The sequence below is a fragment of the Streptomyces sp. NBC_01351 genome (genome assembly GCF_036237315.1).
Lineage (GTDB): Bacteria > Actinomycetota > Actinomycetes > Streptomycetales > Streptomycetaceae > Streptomyces.
Map to the genome: position 1 here is coordinate 2,034,742 of NZ_CP108356.1, position 21,167 is coordinate 2,055,908.

Annotated in this window: 18 protein-coding genes; 3 read left to right on the forward strand and 15 right to left on the reverse strand. The window is 73.0% G+C overall.

The features are described 5' to 3' along the window. Nucleotides 1-14: 14 nt before the first annotated feature. Complete coding sequence (locus tag OG625_RS09125) at nt 15-590, forward strand: hypothetical protein (protein WP_329378151.1); 576 nt, start codon at nt 15-17, stop codon at nt 588-590. A gap of 48 nt (nt 591-638) precedes the next feature. On the opposite strand, the gene OG625_RS09130 is transcribed toward OG625_RS09125, so the two are convergent. Next, on the reverse strand, nt 639-2,186 hold the full coding sequence (locus tag OG625_RS09130) for an MFS transporter (RefSeq protein ID WP_329378153.1): 1,548 nt from the start codon (nt 2,184-2,186) through the stop codon (nt 639-641). Nucleotides 2,187-2,282: 96 nt separating this feature from the next. Here OG625_RS09130 and OG625_RS09135 point away from each other — a divergent pair, with 96 nt between their 5' ends. Continuing rightward, complete coding sequence (locus tag OG625_RS09135) at nt 2,283-4,370, forward strand: S9 family peptidase (RefSeq protein ID WP_329378155.1); 2,088 nt, start codon at nt 2,283-2,285, stop codon at nt 4,368-4,370. Between the two features lie 9 nt (nt 4,371-4,379). Here the strand turns inward: OG625_RS09135 and OG625_RS09140 are convergent, their stop codons facing one another. The 6 genes from OG625_RS09140 to OG625_RS09165 form a co-directional block, all read right to left on the reverse strand. Beyond that, the gene (locus OG625_RS09140) at nt 4,380-4,958 is read right to left on the reverse strand and encodes a hypothetical protein (protein WP_329378158.1); all 579 of its coding nucleotides are present in this window, start codon (nt 4,956-4,958) and stop codon (nt 4,380-4,382) included. A gap of 74 nt (nt 4,959-5,032) precedes the next feature. Beyond that, entirely contained in the window at nt 5,033-6,010 is a 978-nt protein-coding gene (locus OG625_RS09145) for an ABC transporter ATP-binding protein (RefSeq protein ID WP_329378160.1), read from the reverse strand. Continuing rightward, nucleotides 6,007-7,014: an ABC transporter ATP-binding protein gene (locus OG625_RS09150; RefSeq protein WP_329378162.1), complete on the reverse strand. Its 1,008-nt coding sequence runs from the start codon at nt 7,012-7,014 to the stop codon at nt 6,007-6,009. The genes OG625_RS09145 and OG625_RS09150 overlap by 4 nt, the downstream gene beginning before the upstream one ends. Next, the gene (locus OG625_RS09155) at nt 7,014-8,000 is read right to left on the reverse strand and encodes an ABC transporter permease (RefSeq protein ID WP_329378164.1); all 987 of its coding nucleotides are present in this window, start codon (nt 7,998-8,000) and stop codon (nt 7,014-7,016) included. The genes OG625_RS09150 and OG625_RS09155 overlap by 1 nt, the downstream gene beginning before the upstream one ends. Continuing rightward, the gene (locus OG625_RS09160) at nt 7,997-8,860 is read right to left on the reverse strand and encodes an ABC transporter permease (RefSeq protein WP_443067878.1); all 864 of its coding nucleotides are present in this window, start codon (nt 8,858-8,860) and stop codon (nt 7,997-7,999) included. Before OG625_RS09160 ends, OG625_RS09155 begins: the two co-directional genes overlap by 4 nt. A 439-nt stretch (nt 8,861-9,299) precedes the next feature. Continuing rightward, nucleotides 9,300-11,048, reverse strand: a complete 1,749-nt coding sequence (locus OG625_RS09165) for an ABC transporter substrate-binding protein (protein WP_329378166.1) — start codon at nt 11,046-11,048, stop codon at nt 9,300-9,302. 153 nt (nt 11,049-11,201) lie between these two features. On the opposite strand from OG625_RS09165, the gene OG625_RS09170 reads away from it, so the two are divergent. After that, on the forward strand, nt 11,202-12,695 hold the full coding sequence (locus tag OG625_RS09170; RefSeq protein WP_329378168.1) for a hypothetical protein: 1,494 nt from the start codon (nt 11,202-11,204) through the stop codon (nt 12,693-12,695). Nucleotides 12,696-12,794: 99 nt separating this feature from the next. On the opposite strand, the gene OG625_RS09175 is transcribed toward OG625_RS09170, so the two are convergent. From OG625_RS09175 to OG625_RS09210, 8 genes are all read right to left on the reverse strand, one after another. After that, nucleotides 12,795-13,505, reverse strand: a complete 711-nt coding sequence (locus tag OG625_RS09175) for a GntR family transcriptional regulator (protein ID WP_329378170.1) — start codon at nt 13,503-13,505, stop codon at nt 12,795-12,797. 56 nt (nt 13,506-13,561) lie between these two features. Beyond that, nucleotides 13,562-14,512, reverse strand: coding sequence for an ornithine cyclodeaminase family protein (locus OG625_RS09180; RefSeq protein ID WP_329378171.1), 951 nt, complete (start codon nt 14,510-14,512; stop codon nt 13,562-13,564). 231 nt (nt 14,513-14,743) lie between these two features. Continuing rightward, entirely contained in the window at nt 14,744-15,763 is a 1,020-nt protein-coding gene (locus tag OG625_RS09185; protein ID WP_329378174.1) for a proline racemase family protein, read from the reverse strand. Beyond that, the gene (locus OG625_RS09190; protein WP_329378176.1) at nt 15,760-16,764 is read right to left on the reverse strand and encodes a proline racemase family protein; all 1,005 of its coding nucleotides are present in this window, start codon (nt 16,762-16,764) and stop codon (nt 15,760-15,762) included. Before OG625_RS09190 ends, OG625_RS09185 begins: the two co-directional genes overlap by 4 nt. 27 nt (nt 16,765-16,791) lie before the next feature. Next, nucleotides 16,792-17,715, reverse strand: a complete 924-nt coding sequence (locus tag OG625_RS09195; RefSeq protein ID WP_329378178.1) for a dihydrodipicolinate synthase family protein — start codon at nt 17,713-17,715, stop codon at nt 16,792-16,794. Between the two features lie 75 nt (nt 17,716-17,790). After that, the gene (locus tag OG625_RS09200) at nt 17,791-19,203 is read right to left on the reverse strand and encodes an NAD(P)/FAD-dependent oxidoreductase (protein ID WP_329378180.1); all 1,413 of its coding nucleotides are present in this window, start codon (nt 19,201-19,203) and stop codon (nt 17,791-17,793) included. Beyond that, on the reverse strand, nt 19,184-19,498 hold the full coding sequence (locus tag OG625_RS09205; protein WP_443067879.1) for a (2Fe-2S)-binding protein: 315 nt from the start codon (nt 19,496-19,498) through the stop codon (nt 19,184-19,186). The genes OG625_RS09200 and OG625_RS09205 overlap by 20 nt, the downstream gene beginning before the upstream one ends. 510 nt (nt 19,499-20,008) lie before the next feature. Beyond that, nucleotides 20,009-21,148: an NAD(P)/FAD-dependent oxidoreductase gene (locus OG625_RS09210; protein ID WP_329378184.1), complete on the reverse strand. Its 1,140-nt coding sequence runs from the start codon at nt 21,146-21,148 to the stop codon at nt 20,009-20,011. Between the last annotated feature and the right edge of the window lie 19 nt (nt 21,149-21,167).

Here is a 21,167-nt window from a genome sequence, read left to right on the forward strand (position 1 = left end):
GCCATCATGGCCGGATGGACGAGGTGGATGAGATCGATGGGGTGGACGAGGAGATTCCGGGGCGGTTGTCCACCCATGTACGGCGACCCTCGCGCGCACTGCTTCCCGGGTCACCGGCCCGGGCGCCGCTGCCGCACCGGATCGGCGACTTCTTCCTCGTCCGCTTCCTGAAAGCGCTGCCCGACGACCTCGCCGACGCGGTGGCCGCGCTCCTCGATCCGTTCGAACGGGGTGCCCGGCTGATCGGGCGGCTCTTCCACGGGCCGGCCCTGCGCGGCGGCTGGGACGGCGAGGCCGGCCGCCTCGCCCTGGCCCTGCACGGCTTCCACTGGACGCGCTGGCACTCCGAATCCCGGGGCCCGCGCGGCACCTTCACCGCGACCCCGGGCAAGGTCACCGTCCGGCCGCCCTGGGGCCGCGGGGACCCGGCTCGGGAGAGCCGTACCGTCGGCTGCGCCCTGCGTCCCGTACCGCTGCTCCGCCGTCGGCCGACCCGGGTGGACCTGGTCTTCGCGGACGGCTCCTGGCTGTCGCTGCGGATGAACACCCGCGCCGACGCCGCGCGCCTGCGGGCGCTCGTGGAGCAGTAGACGTAGCCGAGGCCGAGGCCGAGCCGGTGCGCTTCGACGCCTCGGCGCCTAGACCTTCGTCTGCGTGTGGTTGCCCTGGAGGCGTTCGAGGTCCGAGGGGCGGACCTGGATGACGAGCAGTGCGATCAGCGCGCCGACCAGCGTGAAGAGGGCCGCCACCACGAAGGCCGCGCTGATGCCCGAGGTGAGCACCTGGTCGCTCCACGGCTTCGGGTACTGCCCGGTGCGCTGGAAGTAGGCCAGCTGTTCCGGGTTGGCGCTGCGCAGGAAGCCCGGCGCCTGGTCCTTGGCCTCGTTGCGGCTGGCCGTGCCGAAGACCGTCACCAGGATGGACAGGCCGAGCGAACCGCCCACCTGCTGCATCGAGTTGAGCAGCCCGGAGGCCGCGCCGGACTCCCGGTCCGGGACGTTGGACAGGGCCATCAGGGTCAGCGAGACGAACTGGAGGCCCATGCCGAGGCCGAAGAGCAGCAGCGGGCCGAGGATGCTGCCCAGGTACGTCGAGTGGACATCGGTCTGCGTCAGCCAGGCCAGGCCCGCCGCCGAGCAGAGCGCGCCGGCGACCATGAAGGGTTTGGGCCCGTACTTCGGGAGCAGTTGCGAGGTGATGGCCGCGCCCACCGCGACCACCGCGCTCACCGGCAGGAAGGCGAGTCCGGCCATCAGCGGGCTGAAGCCCAGCACGATCTGCACGAAGAGCGTGAGGAAGAAGAACATGCCGAAGATCGCGCAGGCGAGCATCAGCATGATCCCGTAGGTCCCGGCGCGGTTTCGGTCGGCGAACATGTGCAGCGGGGTGATCGGCTGCGGCGAGCGCCGCTCGTTGAGGATGAAGAGGGTCAGCAGGACCAACGCGGCGCCGAAGGAGGCGAGCGTCCAGGGGTCGCGCCAGCCCTCCTGGGAGGCGCGGATGAAGCCGTACACGAGCGCGACCATGCCGGTGGTGGACAGCAGCGCTCCGGCGAAGTCGAAGTGTCCGGGGTGGCGTTCGGACTCGTGGAGCACCTTCCTGGCCAGTACGGCGATCGCCAGGGCGATCGGCACGTTGACAAAGAGCACCCAGCGCCAGTTGAGCCATTCGACGAGGATGCCGCCCGCGAGCAGGCCGATCGCGCCGCCGCCGGCCGAGACGCCCGCGAACACGCCGAAGGCGCGGTTGCGCGCGGGTCCTTCGCGGAAGGTGGTGGTGATCAGTGCGAGGGAGGTCGGCGAGGCGATGGCTCCGCCGACGCCCTGGAGGGCCCGGGCGGCCATCAACTGGCCCTCGTTCTGCGCGAGTCCGCCGAGGAGGGAGGCGAGCCCGAAGAGCAGGACGCCGAAGATGAAGACGCGCTTGCGGCCGAGGATGTCACCCGCCCGGCCGCCGAGGAGCAGCAGGCCGCCGAAGGCGAGGGTGTAGGCGTTGACGACCCAGGAAAGGCTCTCGGTGGAGAAGCCGAGCGCGCTCTGGATGTGCGGCAGCGCGATGTTCACGATGGTGATGTCGAGGACCACCATGAGCTGGCAGGAAGCGATGACGAACAGTGCGAGACCGTTCCCGTTTCCTCGGACCTTGCCGTCGGTCCCGTTCGTGTTCGGCGATTCGTTCGCGTCCACCCTTTCGACGCTAAGCCCGCTCCCACGGGGTCACCACTCGAACGGCCTAGCGGCAGAGCCTGGGCGCGGTGATATTTCACATGTCACACTACGAACATGGATGATTTCCTCAGGCTCTCCGCCGACACGGCCCGGTTCACCTACGGAGCGCCGCGCGCCTTCTCCTTCGGGGACGGCGGCCGACTGCTGTGGTTCCTCCGCTCCGACGGCCCCACCGACGCCTTCGACAGCCTCTGGGTGCTCGACACGACCACCGGCGCCGCAACCCGGCTTGCCGACCCCCGCGAGCTGTGCCCCCAGCCGGGCCCCTTGCCTGCCACCGAGCGCCGGTTGCGCGAGCGGATCCGGCTCGTCGCCGCCGGCATCGGCTCGTACGCCCTCTCCGGCGACGGCCTGCGCGCCGTTTTCGCCCTGTACGGGCGGCTGTACGAGGTCAGCGCCTCCGGCGCCGGGGAGCCCAAGGAGATTCCGGCCGCCGGACCCGCCTTCGATCCGAGGCCGAACGCCGACGGCTCCCGCACTGCGTACGTCAGCGACGACACCCTGTACGTCGCCCCCGGCGGCCGGGTCAGCCCCGACGACGGGGCCCGCTGGGGCGTGGCCGAGTTCGCCGCCGCCGAGGAACTGGACCGCGCCCGCGGCCACTGGTGGTCCCCCGACGGGAACACCCTGCTGGCCGCCCGCGTCGACGAATCCGCCCTCCAGCGGCGGTACTTCACCGACCCGGCGCACCCCGAGATCCCGGGCGAGGACGTCGCCTACCCCGAGGCGGGCGGGCCCAACGCCGACGTGCAGCTCTGGGTCGTCGACGCGGCGACCGGGGACCGGATACGGGTCGACTGGGACGCCGGGAGCTACCCGTACGTATCCGACGCAGGCTGGGAATCGGAGACGGAGATCCTGCTGACGGTCCAGGACCGGCTCCAGCAAAACGTCCTGCTGCTCTCCGCCGACCCCGCCACCGGCCGCACCCGGGAACTCTCCCGCACCACGCACCCCCAGTGGGTGGACCCGATGCTTCCCGGCACCCCGGCCCGCCTCCCCGACGGGCGGATGCTGACCTCCGCAGACACTCCCCCGGCTACCACTGGGGGTGCCCCCACCGGCGGCGCCGCCCGGGCACTCGCCGTCGACGGGAAGCTGCTGACCGGCGACGACGTCCAGGTGCGCCGCGTGATCGGGATCCACGAGGGCTCCCTGCTCATCGAGGCCGCCCTGCGCGACCCGTCCGAACAGCAAGTGCTGCTCCTCGACCCCGCGACCGGGGAGCGGACCGCGCTCGCCGACGGGCCCGGGGTGCACTCCGCCCTGGCCTCGGCCGGCACCCTGCTGCTGACCTCGGCGGACGCGGGCGGCTATCGGCGTACCGTACGCACCCCGGACGGAAGGGAGTTCGCCCCCGCCGACCTGTCCGAGCCGCTCCCCTACCGGGTCGCCCCCGTCCTGGAGCGGGTGACCGAGCACGGCGTCCCGACCGCCCTGGTCCTCCCCCGCGGCCACGTCCCCGGCCGGCGGCTGCCCGTACTCATGGACAGCTACGGCGGCCCGGGCATGCAGGACGTCAGCGCCGAACCGCGCCGCTGGCAGGCCCGCCAGTGGTGGGCCGACCAGGGCTTCGCCGTGGTGACCGTCGACAACCGCGGGACCGCGTACGTCTCCCCCGCGCACACGCACGCCATGTACCGCGGCTTCTCCGACGTCACCCTGGAGGACCAGGTCGCCGCGCTCCGGGCGCTCGGCGCGCGCCACCCGGACCTCGACCTCGGCCGGGTCGGCATCCGCGGCTGGTCCTACGGCGGCTACCTCTCGGCCCTGGCGGTGCTGCGCCGCCCGGACGTCTTCCACGCGGCGGCCGCCGGGGCCGCGCCGACCGACTTCCGGCAGTACGACACGGCGTACACCGAGCGCTACCTGGGCCTCCCGCAGGAGCACCCGGAGGTCTACGAGCGGGACTCCCTGCTCGCCGACGCCCCCGCCCTCACCCGCCCGCTGCTCCTCACCACGGGCCTGGCCGACGACAACGTCCACCCCTCCCACACCCTGCGCCTCTCCCAGGCCCTGACGGACGCGGGCCGCCCCCACCGGCTGCTCGCCCTCCCGGGCGTCACCCACATGACCCCGGGCGGCACGCGGGAGAAGCTGATGGCGCTGGAGCTGGAGTTCTTCCGGGAGGTCCTGGTCTAGCCGCCGACGTCACAGCCGGGGCAGGGTGGCCCCGGGAGCCGGTTCGACGCGCTCGGTCAGCCAGTGGAGGTAGCCGCGCAAGTACCGCTCCAGGGGCCCGTCCACGTGCGCGGCGAAGGCCCGGAGGGACGGGACGTCGGCCCGTTCGTAGCTGCGTTCGCTCTTCGCCCGCACCTCGATCTCCCGGTCGATCCACGCCCGGATCCGCTCCCGGCCGGCCCACCACTCGCGCACGGAGTCGGGGGTCCATCGGTCGTCCCCGTCGCACGCGTAACCGCCGTAGGGCTCGCCCCCGGCCACGTCGATGAGCGTCCGGACCTCGTCCGGGTTCTGCGGCTGGCGGTAGATGAACTCCATGTACAGGTCGTCGTCGCCCAGGACCAGCCCGGGGGCGTACACCGGACCGTTCCCGCCGTTGTCGGTCTCCCCCGTGTAGAAGGGGCCCGGGACGGTGAGCGGGTTGAGGTGCTTCCACTCGCCCGTACCGATGTCCAGCCCGTTCTCCTGGTCCGGCCAGCCGGCCGTGAGTTCGCGTGCCGTGGGCAGCGGGTTCCAGTACGCGCTCTCGGACTCCGGGTCAGCAGTCATGTCCACGACCCTAAACCGACGGGGCCCCGGAGACGCCTTTGGCTCCGGGGCCCCGCTTCTTCCCGTGATCCCCGTCAGTCACCCGGGAAGTGACAGGCCACCTCTCGGGAGGCGGTGAGCTGCAACAACGGCCGTTCGGTTCGGCAGATGTCCTGCGCCTTGGGGCAGCGCGGGTGGAAGGTGCAGCCCGGGGGTGGGGCGGCCGGGCTCGGCGGGTCGCCGAGCAGCACGATCCGCTCCCGTCGCCGTTCCGCCGCCGGGTCGGGCAGCGGTACGGCGGACAACAGCGCCCGGGTGTACGGGTGCTGAGGGTTCTCGTAGAGGGACTTCTTGTCCCCGATCTCGACGATCCCGCCGAGGTACATGACGGCGACCCGGTCGCTGACCCGTTTGACCACGGACAGGTCGTGCGCGATGAACACGTAGGCGAGGCCCAGTTCCGCGCGCAGCCGCTCCATCAGGTTGACGATCTGCGCCTGGACGGAGACGTCGAGGGCCGAGACCGGCTCGTCCGCGATGACGAGGCGCGGGCTGGTCGCCAGCGAGCGGGCGATGCCGATGCGCTGGGCCTGGCCGCCGGAGAACTCGTGCGGGTAGCGGTCGATGTGCTCGGGGATCAGGCCGACCAGGTCCATCAGTTCGGCGGCCCGGCGGCGGGCGTCGGCCGCGCTCCAGCCCTGGACCAGCAGCGGGTCGGAGATGATCCGGGCCACCGTCTGGCGGGGGTTGAGGGAGGAGTGGGGGTCCTGGAAGACCATCTGGATGTGCTTGCGCATCGGCCGCATGGCGGCCGGGGAAAGCCGGCTGATGTCCTTGCCCTCGAAGGCGACCGAGCCCGAGGTGGGTTCCAGCAGCCGCACCAGCATCCGGCCCGTGGTGGACTTCCCGCAGCCCGATTCCCCGACCAGGCCGAGGGTCTGCCCGGCGGCCAGGTCGAAGGAGACCCCGTCCACGGCGCGCACGGGCTCCCCCCGGCGCCCGGTCACGGACCGTTTGCCGGGGAAGGTCATGGTGAGGTCCCGGACGGACAGGAGCGTGTCGGTCTTGGTCATCGGGCCGCCTCCTCGGCGGTGCGGGCCCCCGCGAAGGCGAAGTGGCAGGCCACCGTCCGCGCGTCCGGCCCGTGCCCGTGCGTCTCCAGGGCCGGGCGTACGTCGGTGCAGCGCGCGGCCGCCTTCGTACAGCGCGGGGCGAAGGCACAGCCGGCGGCCGGGGCGAGCAGGGAGGGCGGGGAGCCGGGGATGAAGGGCAGGGGCACGTCGTCGGCAGTGTCGAGGCGGGGCAGCGAGTCGAGCAGGCCCCGGGTGTAGGGGTGGGCGGGGTCGGCGAACAGCGCGTCGGCCGAAGCCTGTTCGGCGGCCCTGCCTCCGTACATGACCAGCACCTCGTGGGCCACGCGGGCGACGACGCCCAGGTCGTGGGTGATCATCACGACGCCGAGGCCGCGCTCCTCCTGGAGCCGGGCGATCAGCTCCAGGATCTGCGCCTGCACGGTGACGTCCAGGGCGGTGGTCGGCTCGTCGGCGATCAGCAGGTCGGGCTCGCAGGCCAGCGCCATGGCGATCATCGCGCGCTGGCGCATGCCGCCGGAGAACTGGTGCGGGTACTCCCCCGCGCGGCGGGCCGGTTCCGGGATGCCGACCTCGCCGAGCATGTCGACGGCCCGTTTGCGGGCGGCGGGCCGGCCGGCCTTGAAGTGGACCCTGAAGTGCTCGGCGATCTGCTCGCCGACGGTGTAGTAGGGGTGCAGGCTGGACAGCGGGTCCTGGAAGATCATGGCCATCTTGCGGCCGCGCACCTTGCTCAGTTCCCGCTCGGACAGGGTGGTCAGCTCCCGTCCGGCGAGGGTGACGGATCCGGTGACCCGCGCCCCGCCCCGGTGCAGGCCCATGACGGCCAGCGAGGTGACGGACTTGCCCGAGCCCGACTCTCCGACGATCCCGAGGGTGCGGCCGGCCTCGACGGTGAAGCCGATCGAGTCGACGGCCCGTACGGTGCCGCGCGGAGTGGTGAAGGTGACGCCCAGGTCGCGTACTTCGAGGAGCGGAGCGGTCATCAGTACCTCACTCTCGGGTCGATGACGGCGTACAGGAGGTCGACGACGAGGTTCGCGACGACGATGAAGAACGCGGCGAGCAGGGTGACGCCGAGGACCACGGGCTGGTCGGAGCTGACGAGCGCTCCGTAGAACAGCCGCCCGATGCCGGGGAGTCCGAAGATGGACTCGGTGATGACGGCTCCGGCGAGCAGACCGCCGAGGTCCATGCCGAAGATGGTCAGGATCGGGGTCATCCCGGAGCGCAGTCCGTGTTTCACGACGACCGTGCGCTCCGGCATGCCCTTGGCGCGGGCGGTGCGGATGTACGGCTCGGCCATCGCCTCGATCATCGAACCCCGGCTCTGGCGCGCGTACATGGCCGCGTAGAGCAGGGCGAGGGCGATCCAGGGCAGCAGCAGGTTGGAGGCCCAGGCGAGCGGGTCGTCGGTGAAGGCCTGGTAGGTGGGGTAGGGCAGGAGGCCGGCGACGCGGATGACCCCGTAGATGAGCAGCACGGAGGTGAAGTAGACGGGCAGGGAGGCGGCGGCGACGGCGCCGACCATCAGGGCCTTGTCGGTGGCGGTGTCCTTGCGCAGGGCGGCGGTGACCCCGGCGCCCAGTCCCAGGACCAGCCACAGCAGAGCGGCGCCGAAGGCGAGGGAGGCGGAGACCGGGAGCCGGTCCATGAGCAGGTCCCAGACGGGCAGGGAGTTCTCGTAGGAGTAGCCCAGGCAGGGGAAGCCGCACTCGACGGCGTACTGGCCGGTGCCGAGGGTGCGGCCGGTGAAGATGCCGGTCAGGAAGTCGGCGAACTGCTTCCACAGGGGCTGGTCGAGGCCCAGGTACGCGCGTACGTCGGCCAGTCGCTCGGCGCTGCAGGTCTTGCCGCAGGCGGCCGCGGCCGGGTCCGCGGGCAGGACGTAGAAGATGAGGAAGGTGACGGCGGCGATGGCGAGCAGCACTCCGGCGAGGGCCAGCAGCCGGCGGGCGAGGTAGAGGATCAACTGCGGCCGCCCCTCGGGTCGAGGATGTCGCGCAGGGCGTCGCCGAGCAGGGTGAAGGCGAGCACGGCGAGGAAGAGGAACACGCTGGGGATGACGAAGTACATGGGGTCGGTCTCGTAGAAGGCGACGGACTCGGCGATCATCTGGCCCCAGGACGGGGTGGGCGGGCGGACGCCCACGCCGAGGTAGCTGAGCGCGGCCTCGGTGCTGATCATGCCGGGGATGAGCAGGGTGGTGTAGGCGATGACCGGGCCCGAGACCCCCGGAAGGATGTCGCGGGTCAGGATCCGCCAGGAGCTCGCGCCGCCCACGCGGGCGGCGTCCACGTACTCGCGGTGTTTGAGGGAGAGCGTCTGGCCGCGGACCACGCGGGCGACACCGGGCCAGCCGAAGATCCCGATGACGGTGGTCATGAGGACGATGCGGTTGACGTCCTTGGCCACGGACAGCATCGCGATCATGAAGATGAGGGACGGGAAGGACATGGTCAGGTCCATCAGCCGGGACAGCACCGCGTCGGTGCGGCCGCCGAAGTAGCCGGCGGCGATTCCGGCGGCGGTGCCCGTGACGACCACGATGGCGGTGGCGGCGAAGGCGATGAGCAGGGAGACCTGCGCGCCGTGGACCACGCGGGCGAACAGGTCACGTCCGGTGACGGGTTCGACGCCGAGCCAGTGCTCGGCGCTGATCCCGCCGAAGGAGCCCAGCGGCAGGCCCCCGAGGTAGGGGTCGATGGCGGTCTTGTCGAACTCCTCGGGGGACCAGCCCCCGAGCGCCCCCAGCCAGGGGGCGGTGACGGCCATCAGGACGAAGAGGAGGACGACGCAGAGGCTGACGCGGACGGCGGGGCGGCGGCGCAGCTCCTGCCGGGCGAGCTGCCAGGGGCTGCCGGACGCTGCCGCGGGCCGGACTGTGGCGGCGTCGTGGGCCGGATCGGCGCCGGGAGCCGAGGCCGCTCCGGAGCTCGCGGCCGCGCCCGGGGCTGGTGCACCGCCAGGGGCCCGTGCGGGACCAGGGACCGGAGCGCTGTCAGGGACCGGAGTGCCGTCAGGGCCGGGGGCTGCCGTCGCCGAACCCTCGGCATCGGGGGCCGGAGTGCCGTCAGGGCCGGGGGCTGCCGTCGCCGAACCCTCGGCATCGGGGACCGGAGTGCCGTCAGGGCCGGGGGCTGCCGTCGCCGAACCCTCGGCATCGGGGGCCGGGGTGCCGTCGCGGGCCGGTGGGCTGTCGGGGCCCGGCGCCGGCTGGTCGCCGGCGCCCGGTGCGGTGGTGGTCATGGTGTCGGGGGCTCCGGGTTCCTCAGCCCTGGCTCTTCGAGGGGTCCTTGAGGCCGACGGTGGCGTAGTCGATGGTGCCGGTCCACACGGGGTGGCCGAAGGCGCCCGCGATGTTGGGGCCGACGAGCAGCGGCTTGCGCTCCAGCAGGACCGGGATCGACGGGGACTTCTTCATGATCTCGGCGTCGAGGTCGATCCAGGCCTGGTTGGCCTGCTTGGCGTCGGCCATGGCGTTGATCTCGTCGATCCGCTTCATCGTCGCGTCGTCGCGGAACTGGGCGTAGTTGCCCTGGTTGCCCTTGTCCTTGATGGTGCGCCCGTCGAAGACGAAGGGGATCCAGGTGGAGCCGGACGGGTAGTCGGGGCACCAGCCGGTGAGCGTCATGTCGGGGGTGGTGGAGAGGTCGCCGATGACGTCGTAGTAGGCGCCCGGGTCGACGGTGTCGACGACGACCTCGATGCCGGCGCGGGACAGGCCCTGCTGGATCGCCTCGGCCTTGGCCTTGTCGCCGGTGGAGACGGCGAGGGAGACCTTGAGGGTCTCCTTGCCCGCGGCCTTGAGGAGTTCCTTGGCCTTGGCCGGGTCGCCGGCCGGGGCGATCTTCAGGGTGTCGGCCTGCTTGCCGCCGGAGAGGGCCGGGGGCAGGTAGGCGGTGGCGATCTCGTTGAGGGCCGGGCCGCCGCCCGCGGTGACCACGGCTTCCTTGTCGAGGGCGTACTGCATGGCCTCGCGGACCTTCGGGTCGTTGAAGGGGGCGCGGGAGTTGTTCAGGTGGAGCATCTCGGTACAGCCCTGGGACTCGGCGAGCAGGCGCGCCTTGACGTCCTCCTTGGGCAGCACCTTGGGGGCGCTCTCGGGCCGCATGTCGGCGTACTGGACGGCGGAGGCGTCCGCGCCCTCGCCGGCGATGATCCGGTCGTCGATCTGGCCGCCCTTGAGGCCCATGACGACCACGAACCTGTCCGGGTAGGCCTTGCGGACGGTGTCGGTCTTCGGGTCCCAGTGCTCGTTGCGGACCAGGACCAGCTTCTTGTCGCGGTCGTACGACTCGATCTTGTACGGGCCGGAGGAGAACGGGCGGGCGTCGTACTGGGTGCCCTTCTCCTGGGACTGCGGCACGGGCGCGAAGGTGGGGAGGGTGGCGGTCGCGGAGAACTCGGCGACGGGGCGCTTGAGTTCGAAGACGATCGTGCGGTCGTCCGGGGTCTTCACGGAGTCGAGGTGCTGACCCTGGAGCGGGCCCTTGTACCCCTCGGCTCCGGCCAGGTACTGGGCGGCGTAGTCGGGGCCGCCGGTGAGGTCGGGGGCGAAGGAGCGCTCGACGTTGTACTTGATGTCCTGGGCCTTGATCGGCGAGCCGTCCTCGTACTTCACGCCCTCCTTGAGGGTGAAGGTCCAGGTCTTGCCCCCGTTGGACGAGGTCCCGAGGTCGGTGGCGAGGTCGGGGACCAGCTCGCTGCCGGCCTTGCCGGGCTCGGCCTTGAAGGTGACGAGCGTGCGGTAGAGGAGGCGGGTGCCGAAGTCCATCGTCGGCATCGTCCAGTTGCGGGCCGGGTCCAGGTGGGAGAAGTCCTGGTTCGACAGGACGGTGAGGGTGCCGCCCTTGACCGGGGTGCCGCCGAGGATCTTCCCGTCGTTGGCGGCGGCGGGGTTCGAGGCACCCGCGCCCCCGCCCGCCGAGCCCTTCTTGGCGTCGGAGCAGCCCGAGGCGCCGAGTGCGAGTGCGGCCACCAGGGCGGTGGCGAGGGCGAGTTGGGTGCGCTTGGTCATGGTCACTCCAGTGAAGGGCCGCGCTCTACGATGTGACCGGTAACATAGTAATGTGAAATTGCACTGACAAGGGTTTGAGCTCCCCGTTATCCAGCCGTGTCCAAATCCGGCCTCGGAGGGGGGTGTTGGTGACGTCGCCTACGATCACCGGTCATGGACGAGGACGAGGACCGCATACCGTTGCCGGAGATTGGGCAGCTGCCCTCCACGCTCAACGGTCTGGCCCGGAACGCGACGCTTCCCGATGACGTGGTGCTGCGCCTCCTGCCGTACCGCAGGAGCCTCAGCATCGCCTTGCGACGCGAGATCACGCCGTCGCCGGAGGTGTGCGAGGCGTTCATCGCGGCAGGAGAGGCGGAGGACCTCGCCCTCGCACACCGCCTGCCGGACTCCGTCGCCGCACGCCTCGCGTGCCACCCGGACCCGGACGTCCGGTCCACGCGCGCGAGCCGCGACCATCCGGACGACGGTCGGCACGAACTCTTCCGCGCCGACCCCGACCCGGAGGTCCGGGTGTCCCTCACCCGGAACCCGCTCGTGTCGCAGGAATCGCTCGCCGCACTGGCGGCCGACCCGGACGCCGACGTACGGCGGGCAGCCGCGACCGCCTGGGCCGACCCGCCCGAGGACGCCCTCCGCGCGCTGCTCACCGACCCGGACCCGCGGGTGCGGTCCGCGGCCTGCACCCGGCGACCGCCCGCCGATCTCGGGGCGGCGCTGCTCGCCGACCCGGCCACCCGGCGGTGCGCGGTCGGCCTGCTGGAGCTGGACCCGGAAACCGTCGCCCTCCTGGCCGCCGACCCGGACGAGGAGATGCGCGAGCGCGTGGCACAGCACCCGGACCTCGGGGCGGAGCTGCGCGACGTACTCGCCCGGGACCCGAACCCCACCGTGCGCGGGGCGGTCTTCGCACGGGCGGACACCCCGCCGAAGCTGCGGGCGGAGATCCACGAGGGGCTACAGCCCGGCTACCTCCGGGCCCACGAGCAGCTGACCGACGCCGCCGAGGACGAAGACGACTTCCTCTGCTACATCACGGTCGTCGCGTCGCACATGGGCTCGTACCCCTGGGTGGCGGCCGATCCGCTCCCGTACGCGGACTCCCCCTACCTGGGGGTGCGGCGCGCGGCTGCCGACAGCAAGGCCCTGCCCGTCGAGGGGCGCAGGAGGATGCTCGCCGACGAGGACGCGACCGTGCGCTTCCTGGCCTTCGGCGGGATGCCGGAGAAGGACCTCGCCGTGGCCGAGGACCTGGAAAGGCGGCACGTGCAGGGCAAGTTCCCGGGCCGGCCCGCCGACCGCGTCCGGTTCCCCGTCGAGACGCTGCGCCGCTTCGGAACCGACCCGTCCCCGCGCCTGCGCGTCCTGGCACTGCGGGATCCGGAGCTGCCGGCCGAGCTCGCCGAGCGGCTGGCGGCGGACGAGGACACGACCGTCCGCCGCGAGGTCGCCGGCTCCGGGCATCCCCGGCTGCCGCTCGCGGCGCTGCTGCGCCTGCTGGGCGACGCGGAAGGCGCTGTCGCCGAAGCGGCCGCGTCCTCGCCGATGCTGCCGGAGGCCGTGATGCGGACGCTGGTGGACCTCGCGGACGCGGCGGGCGGCCCTCCCCCGCCGTACCGGTGCGACTGCGACTGCGACTCCGCCTAGACCGTTTTGCGGATCAGGCCGGTGCCCGCCGGTCCGGACGGGGCCGGGACGGCACCACACCGGCCCCGCCCGATCCGAAAGGAACGGCCTGGCCGGGCGTCAGATCCCCGAGCCCAGGCGGCCCGGCGTGCGGCCCACCGGTTCGTCGCGGCCCTGGGCCCAGAGGGAGCGGACGTGGCCGAGGTGGCGGGACATGCACTCCTCGGCCGCCTCCGCGTTGCCGCTGATCATCAGGTCGAGCAGCTCGATGTGCTCCTCGGCCGAGGAGACCAGCTTGCCGGCCTCGTCCAGCCCGGTCAGACCGTACAGTCGGGACCGCTTGCGCAGGTCGCCGACGGTTTCGACGAGGCGGTCGTTGCCCGCGAGGCCGAGCAGCGTCAAGTGGAAGCGGCGGTCCGCCTCCAGGTAACCGATGAGGTTGTGCTCGCGCGCGCTGGTGACGATCTCCTCGGCGATCGGTCGCAGTTCCTCCAGCTGCTCGGGCGTGGCGATCTTCGTGATCCGGCCGATGGTGGGGACCTCGATCATCGTGCGCAGCTCGGTGTACTGGTCCAGGTCGCGCTCGCTGACCTCGGTGATCCGGAACCCCTTGTTGCGGACGGGCTCCACCAGGCCCTCACGGGCCAGGTCGAGCATCGCCTCGCGCACGGGGGTGGCGGAGACGCCGAGTTCGGCGGCGAGGCCGGGGGCCGAGTAGACGCTGCCCGGGCGCAGTTCGCCCGCTATCAGGGCCGCCCGGAGGGCGTGGCCGACCTGGTCGCGCAGCCGTTCCTGGGCCTTGATGAGACTGTGCTGCTTCAGGTCACCCATTGCTTTTCCTCCGAGACGCCCGACACCCTCAGTGGGCAGAGGAACAGCGTACAATGTCACGTTGCGCTGCTCGCCCCGGCAGCCTCGAACAACGCGACCGCCACGGCAAGATCCTCCCAGGCCATGCCCACACTCTTGAAGAGCTGTGGACAACTCTGCGACCTTCCCGGCGGCGGCATCCGGCCCGCCACCAGGTCGGCGAGGGTTCCGGTGATGTGACCGGGCCCGATTGTCCCCCAGCTACCGCTGGGGGTGCCCCCACCCTCCGCCTCCGGGACCAGCAGGTCCCCCGCCTCGCGCAGGGCCGCCGCGCGCGACTCCACGTACACCGCCGCCCGTCGCACGAGGGCGGTGTCCGTCTCCCGGGCCGTCGGCTCGTGCGAGCCGACGGCGACGACGGTGGCGCCCTGGCCGACGAGGCGCCCGTCGAAGAGCGGCTCGCGGGCGGTGGTGCAGCAGATGACCAGATCGGCGTCGGCCACGTCCTTCGCGGTGCCGGTACGGGCCCGTGGCCCCAGGCTACGGGCGTGCGCGGCGAGCCGCTCCGCACCCTCGGCGCCCCGCGCGACCACCACCACCTCGGCCAACTCCCGCACCGCGAGGGTCGCTTCGAGGTGTCCGTAAGCCTGCGGTCCGGAGCCGAAGAGCACCAGCCGCAGCGGCCGCCCGGCCGGAGCCAGGTGCCGCAGCGCCAGGGCGGAGACCGCCGGGGTGCGCAGGGTGGTCAGGGCCGCGCCGTCGAGCAGGGCGAGCGGACGCAGCGTCGGCCCGTCGAGCAGCAGGTAGGACCCGGTGATCCGGGGCAGCCCGCGGGCGGGGTTGCCGGGCGCCACCCCGACGATCTTCACCCCCGCGTACGAGGCGGACGCGGCGGGCATCAGCAACAGTTCGCCGCCGCCGGGTACGGCCAGGGCGCTGCGCTGCGGGCAGTTCTCGGGATCCAGTCCGGCCCGCAGTACGTCGGCCAAAGCGTCCGCGGTGGCGGCCGGGGTGAGCAGCCTGGCCATGCCCTCTCCGGACAATTGCGGGATTTCAGCCACTGAACACCCCCCTAGCGTGACGGATCGTAAGCTTCTGACTGCGTAGCGAGAACCAAGCGCGCAAGTGAAGTCCCAGGGCGTGTCGTCCAATCCGGGCTGGTTTCAACCCGGCTGGCGCTGATCGCAGAAGACTCAATCGTTCGCTGAGCGATTGAGCAGCGTGAGCCAGGAATCCCGTTCCGTGGTGAGCGGGAGGATTCAAAGCCGGAACCCCGTCCCGAGCGCGTCATTCGGGTCGACGCTAAAGGTGTGCTCACCGGTGCGGTACGCCGCCCCGGTGACCTCCGTGACCCCGTTCGGGAAGATCCGCCCGGTGAACACCGTGCCCAGCACCGACTCGTGCAGCAGGTCCTCCCCCGGGCCGAGCCGCCCGTCCTCCGCGAGCAGCGCGAGCCGCGTCGAGGTGCCGGAGCCGCAGGGCGAGCGGTCGATCTGCCCGTCGGCGAAGACGGTGACGTTGCGCTGGTGCGGCCCGAAGGGCGTGTCGGGCAGCTCCTCGTGGAAGATCACCCCGTAGACCCCGGACAGCAGCGGGCCGTCGGGGTGCCAGGTCGCGGGGTGCGTGGCCAGCGCGGCCCGGATCTCCACCCCGGCCCGTACCAGGTCCGCCAGTGCGGCGCGGGTGACGTCCAGGCCGAGGTCCCGGGCGCGGACGGACGCGTAACAGGCCCCGGCGTGCGCGATGTCCACCTCGGCGATCCCGAGCGTGGTGGCGACCGGCACCTTGCGGGCGCTCACCCGGGACGGGACGTTGCGGAAGGTGATGCCGGTGGTGCGCCCGCCGTCCCGGTGCACGGTCGCGGTGACCCGGCCGGAGGGGACGTCGATGCGCACGGCCACGTCCCCGTCGTCCGGGGCGGCGACCACACCGCTGTCCACGGCCCAGGCCCCGAGGGCCATGGTGCCGTGGCCGCACGCGGTGGAGTAGCCGTCCTTGTGCCAGAACAGCACACCGAAGTGAGCGCCGTCGTCGTCGGCCGGGACGACGAACCCGCCGTACATCCCGGCGTGCCCGCGCGGCTCCTGCACGAGCAGCCGCCGTACGTCGTCCAGCGCGCCCCGGCGCGGAGCGGTCCCGGAGCCTCCCGGGCCGATGGCGGTGGCACAGCGCTCGGCGACGGTATCCCCGGGGACGGGCGGCAGGCCTTGAGCACGCGCGTCGACGATCCTGAAGGGCTCGCCGGCGGTGTGGTAGTCCACCGTGCGGACGGTGTTCACAAGAGGAAGCCTCCGGGGAAGGGGTCGGTCGGGTCGAGGAAGTACTGGGCGGTGCCGGTGATCCAGGCCCGGCCGGTGACGGTGGGGACGAGGGCGGGGAGTCCGCCGACGGTGGTCTCGCCGACGAGCCGGCCGGTGAACTCGGTGCCGATGAAGGACTCGTTGACGAAGTCGGTGTCGAGGTCGAGCAGGCCGCGGGCGTGCAGCTGGGCCATGCGCGCGCTGGTGCCCGTACCGCAGGGCGAGCGGTCGAACCAGCCGGGGTGGATGGCCATGGCGTGCCGGGAGCGGCGGGCGTCGGAACCGGGGGCTGCGAGGTAGACGTGCTTGACCCCGGCGATGGAGGGGTTCTCGGGGTGGACGGGGCGGTCGTCGCCCGCGTTGATCGCGTCCATGATCGAGAGGCCGGCGGCGATCAGGTCCTCCTTCCGGGCCCGGTCGAAGGGGAGCCCGAGGGCGTCGAGTTCGACGAAGGCGTAGAAGTTGCCTCCGTAGGCCAGGTCGTAGGTGACCGTGCCGAAGCCGGGGACCTCGGTCTTCAGGTCGAGGCCGACGCTGAAGCAGGGCACGTTGGTGAAGGTGACGGCGGTGGCCGCCCCGTCCTCGACGCGGACGTCCACGCTCACCAGCCCGGCCGGGGTGTCGAGCCGGACGGTGGTGACCGGCTCGACGGCCGGCACCATGCCCGTCTCGACCAGGACGGTGGCGACCCCGATGGTGCCGTGCCCGCACATGGGGAGCAGGCCCGACACCTCGATGTAGAGGACGCCGAAGTCGGCGTCCGGGCGGGTGGGGGGCTGCAGGATGGCGCCGCTCATCGCGGAGTGCCCGCGCGGCTCGTACATGAGCAGGGTCCGGACGTGGTCCATGTGCTCGATGAAGTGGAGCCGCTTCTCGGCCATGGTGGCGCCGGGGATCACCCCGACTCCCCCGGTGATCACCCGGGTCGGCATTCCCTCGGTGTGCGAGTCCACGGCGTGGTAGATGTGGCGGGTGCGCATGGGTCCCCCCGGTCGGCTGGTCGTGGGTTAGTTGAGGCCCTCGGCGAGGGCCTTCTCGGTGGCGGCGCGGACGGCGGCCTCGATCTCCCCGGTGAGCGGGAAGCGCGGCGGGCGGGTGGCGCCGCCGGGGCGGCCGGCCAGGTCCATGGAGAGCTTGATGGCCTGGACGAACTCGGTCTTGGAGTCCCAGCGCAGCAGGGAGTGCAGGGACTTGTAGAGCGGCAGGGCAGTGGTGAGGTCTCCCGCGACGGCGGCCCGGTAGAGGGTGGCGCAGGACTGCGGGAGGGCGTTGGGGTAGCCGGCGATCCAGCCGACCGCGCCGGCGAGGGCGAGTTCGAGGAGGACGTCGTCGGCGCCGATGAGCAGGTCGAGACCGGGGGCGAGTTCGGCTATCTCGTAGGCGCGGCGCACGTCGCCGCTGAACTCCTTGACGGCGACAATGGAGCCGTCGGCGTGGAGCCGGGCGAGCAGGGCCGGGGTCAGGTCCACCTTGGTGTCGATGGGGTTGTTGTACGCGACGACGGGCAGCCCGGCGCCGGCGACCTCGGCGTAGTGGGCGCGTACGGTCTGCTCGTCGGCCCGGAAGGCGTTGGGCGGCAGGAGGAGGACCGAGCCCGCGCCGGCCTCGGCTGCCTGATCGGCCCAGCGCCGGGCTTCGGCACTGCCGTAGGCGGCGACGCCGGGCATGACGCGGGCGCCGTCGCCGGCGGCCTCGACGGCGGTACGGACGACGCGCGCCCGCTCCTCGTCGGTGAGGGTCTGGTACTCGCCGAGGGAGCCGTTGGGGACCACGCCGTCGCAGCCGTTGGCGATCAGCCAGGCCACGTGTTCGGCGTAGGCGTCGTAGTCGACACTGAGGTCCTCGCGCAGGGGAAGCGCGGTGGCGACCATGATGCCGTGCCAGGGGCGGGTGCGGGGCGGGATGGGCGCGGGGGTGTGCGCGTGGTTCATGGATGAGCTCCCTAGAGTGATGTGTGACATTTTACTAGTGGGTGTGAGGTGGCCACAAGGGCCCGGCGGGGCGGATCAGCCGTCGGTGGGGGGAAGTTCCGCGAGGTGGCGCAGCGGGACCGGGCAGGAGAAGGGGCGCCGGTCGGGGGCAGGGTCCTCCCCCGCTAGGGCGGCGACGGCGGGCCCGCACATCCGGCCCTGGCACCAGCCCATGCCGGCCCGGGTGAGGAGTTTGACCGTACGGGCGTCCCGCGCGCCGAGCTCCTCGGCGGCCTCCCGGATCCGGCCTGCCGGGACCTCCTCGCAGCGGCACACGAGGGCGTCGTCGGGGAGCCACCCGGTCCAGCCGGCACCCGGGCGGTGGGCGGCGGCCATCGCGTCGGCGAATGCGCGGAGCCGCGCGCGGGCCCGGGTGAGGGCGGCGGGGGCGGGTCGGCCGGCGGCCGTGTGGGCGGCGATCTCGCCCTCGGTGAGGGCCAGTTGGGCGCCGCCGATGCCGCCGGTCTCCCCTGCGGAGAGGATGCCGGGCACGGAGGTGCGGCCCGCGGCGTCCAGGTCGAGGGCGACCGTGCCGTCGGGGCTGCGGCGGGTGGCGCAGCCGAGTCCGGTGGCGAGTTCCAGCTGGGGGACGAGCCCGTGGCCGACGGCGAGGGCGTCGCAGGGGATCCTGCGGGCGGTGCCGGGCAGCGGACGCCAGTCCCGGTCGAGCCGGGCCACGGTGACGGCCTCGACCCGGTCGGTGCCGTGCGCCTCGGTCACCGCGTGCCGGGTGAGGAGCCGGACGTGGTGCCGGGCGAGGGCTCCGCCGTGCGTGACGGCCTCGACGAGCTTGCCGGGGTTGCGCAGCAGGGCGGGGAGGTGGCCGGCGTACGCGGTGTACGCGCCGGCCTCCACCACGGCGGGGACGGTGGCTCCGGCGGCGGAGAGCGAGCCGGCCACGGCGAGCAGCAGCGGGCCGCTTCCGGCGACGACCACCCGCTTGCCGGGGAGGACGAGCCCGGCCTTGAGCATGGCCTGGGCCCCGCCGGCTCCGACGACCCCGGGGAGGGTCCAGCCGGGGAAGGGGAGTTGGCGCTCGTAGGCGCCGGTGGCGAGGAGGACGGCGGTGGCGTGGACGGTGGCCGCCGATTCCTCGGGGCCGGCCACGGCGTGCAGGGTCCAGGTGTCGCCGCCCGGGACCACCGTCCATACGTGGTGGAGCGGGAGGTACGTGATCCGGCCCGCCGAGATGTGGGCCCGCAGGGCGGCTTCGCGGCGCGCGAAGTGGCCCCAGCCGTGGTGCAGGGCCTCGGGGCGGGCCGCACCCAGGGCGGGCGCGGGGTGGCGGTAGTACTGGCCGCCGGGCAGCTCCCCCGCGTCGAGGAGGGTGACGCGCAGGCCCAGGTCGGCGGCGGTGACGGCGGCCGCGAGGCCGGCGGGGCCGGCGCCGACGACGGCGAGGTCGGCCGGGCCCGCCGGCGCGGGGGACTCAGACAGCGAGGTCGGCATGGCCGGTTCCCTCCTGGGTGGTGACGGAGTCGCCCTCGCGGGCGGGGACCAGGCAGGCGCGCTGGTTCGGGCGGCCGTTGACGGTGACGAGGCAGTCGTAGCAGCTGCCGATCCCGCAGAAGGCGCCGCGCGGGGCGCCGGTGTCACGGGTGGTCCGCCAGGCGAGGATGCCGGCCGACCAGAGGACGGCGGCGATGGACTGGCCTGCCTGCGCGGGCAGTTCGCGGCCGTCGAAGCCGATGGTGTAGGCGGCCGAAGGGGTGCCGCCGACCAGGGAGCGGGGGGTGCGCATCAGGGGGTCCTCCTCGGGGGACTGGAAAGGGGTCGGTGCGGTGTCCCTGGCGGGGCTGCGGGTGGGGGCCGTTCCCCTGGCGGGGGGGGCTGCGGGTGGGGCCGGTGCCGTTCCCCTGGCGGGGGGCTGCGGGTGGGGCCGGTGCCGTTCCCCTGGCGGGGGGCTGCGGGTGGGGCCGGTGCCGTTCCCCTGGCGGGGGGCTGCGGGTGGGGCCGGTGCCGGGGTGGGGTGTTGTCCGGGACTCATGATTTATGGCGCCTGGGCGGGTCTTCGTTGGTGGGGCAGGGTGCCGCGCCACAAATCACGTTTTACGTCCCGGACAACACCCCACCCCGTCCCCGTCCAGGGTGCGCAAAAACCAGCCCCTCCGGCGTTTGAGGAGCGGGGTACGGGGCGGAGCCCCGGATCTTTGAGCCGCGCCGGCGATTGAGGCGCGGGTCCGGGCAGAGCCCGGTTTCGGGAAGGGGCGGGGTGGGGGAATGGCCCCGCGCATCGGCACGCCCGCGGCCCGGGTCACCCGAAGCGCTCCGGGCGGAAGGGGGCGAGGGGGAGCGCGGGTTCGGCTCCCGTCAGGGCCGCCGCGATGAGGAGGCCCGTCGCGGGGGCCAGTCCGATGCCCGCGCCCTCGTGGCCGCAGGCGTGCAGGAGCCCGGGTCGGCGGGGGTCGGGGCCGATCGCCGGGAGGTGGTCGGGGAGGTAGGGGCGGAAGCCGTGGTAGGTGCGCAGGATCCGGGTGTCGGAGAGGACGGGGAAGAGGGCTGCCGCCTGGGAGGCGAGGCGGCGCAGGGCTTCGGTGGAGAGGGTGCGGTCGAAGCCGACGCGTTCGCGGGTGGCGCCGATCAGGACGGGGCCCGACGGGGTGCCCTCCACCACCGCCGAGGACTGGAGCGCGGCGGAGCCGCTGGCCACGTCCGCGATGTAGTCGGCGGCGTAGACCTTGTGCCGGACCACGCGGGGCAGCGGTTCGGTGACCAGGACGAACCCGCGGCGCGGGAGGACGGGGAGCTCGACCCCGGCGAGGGAGGCGATGCGGCCGCCCCAGGTCCCGGCCGCGTTGATCACGGCGGGGGCGAGGAGTTCGCGGCGCGGGGTGCGGATGCCCCGTACCGCGCCGGTCGCGTCCAGGAGGATGTCGGTGGCCTCCTCGCCCAGGTGGACCTCCGCGCCCGAGGCGGCCAGCAGGCGGGCCGCCGCCTGGGCGGGCTGGACCTGGGCGTCCTGGGGGTAGAGGAATCCGCCCGCCAGGCCGGGGGCGAGGTGGGGTTCCAGGTCGTGGAGGGCGTGCGCCGCCACCTCGACCGTCTTGACGCCGGCCTTGTGCTGCCCGGCCGCGAAGCTCCGCAGGGCGTCCACCGCGGCGGGGGTCGAGGCGACCACCAGGCCGCCCTTGGACTCGTACTCGATCTCCCGGGGGAGGGTGGCGGCGAGTTCGTGCCAGAGGCGGGTGGAGAGCAGGGCCAGGTCGAGCTCGGGGCCGGCCTCCTTGTCGGAGACCAGCAGGTTGCCCTCGCCGGCGCCGGTCGTACCGCCCGCCACGGGGCCGCGGTCGACGACGGCCACGGCGAGTCCGGCGCGGGCCGCGTAGTAGGCGCAGGCCGCTCCGACGACGCCGGCGCCGATGATGACGGCGTCCAGGGAGTGTCTCTTGAGCACGGCAGTAATATGTCACATT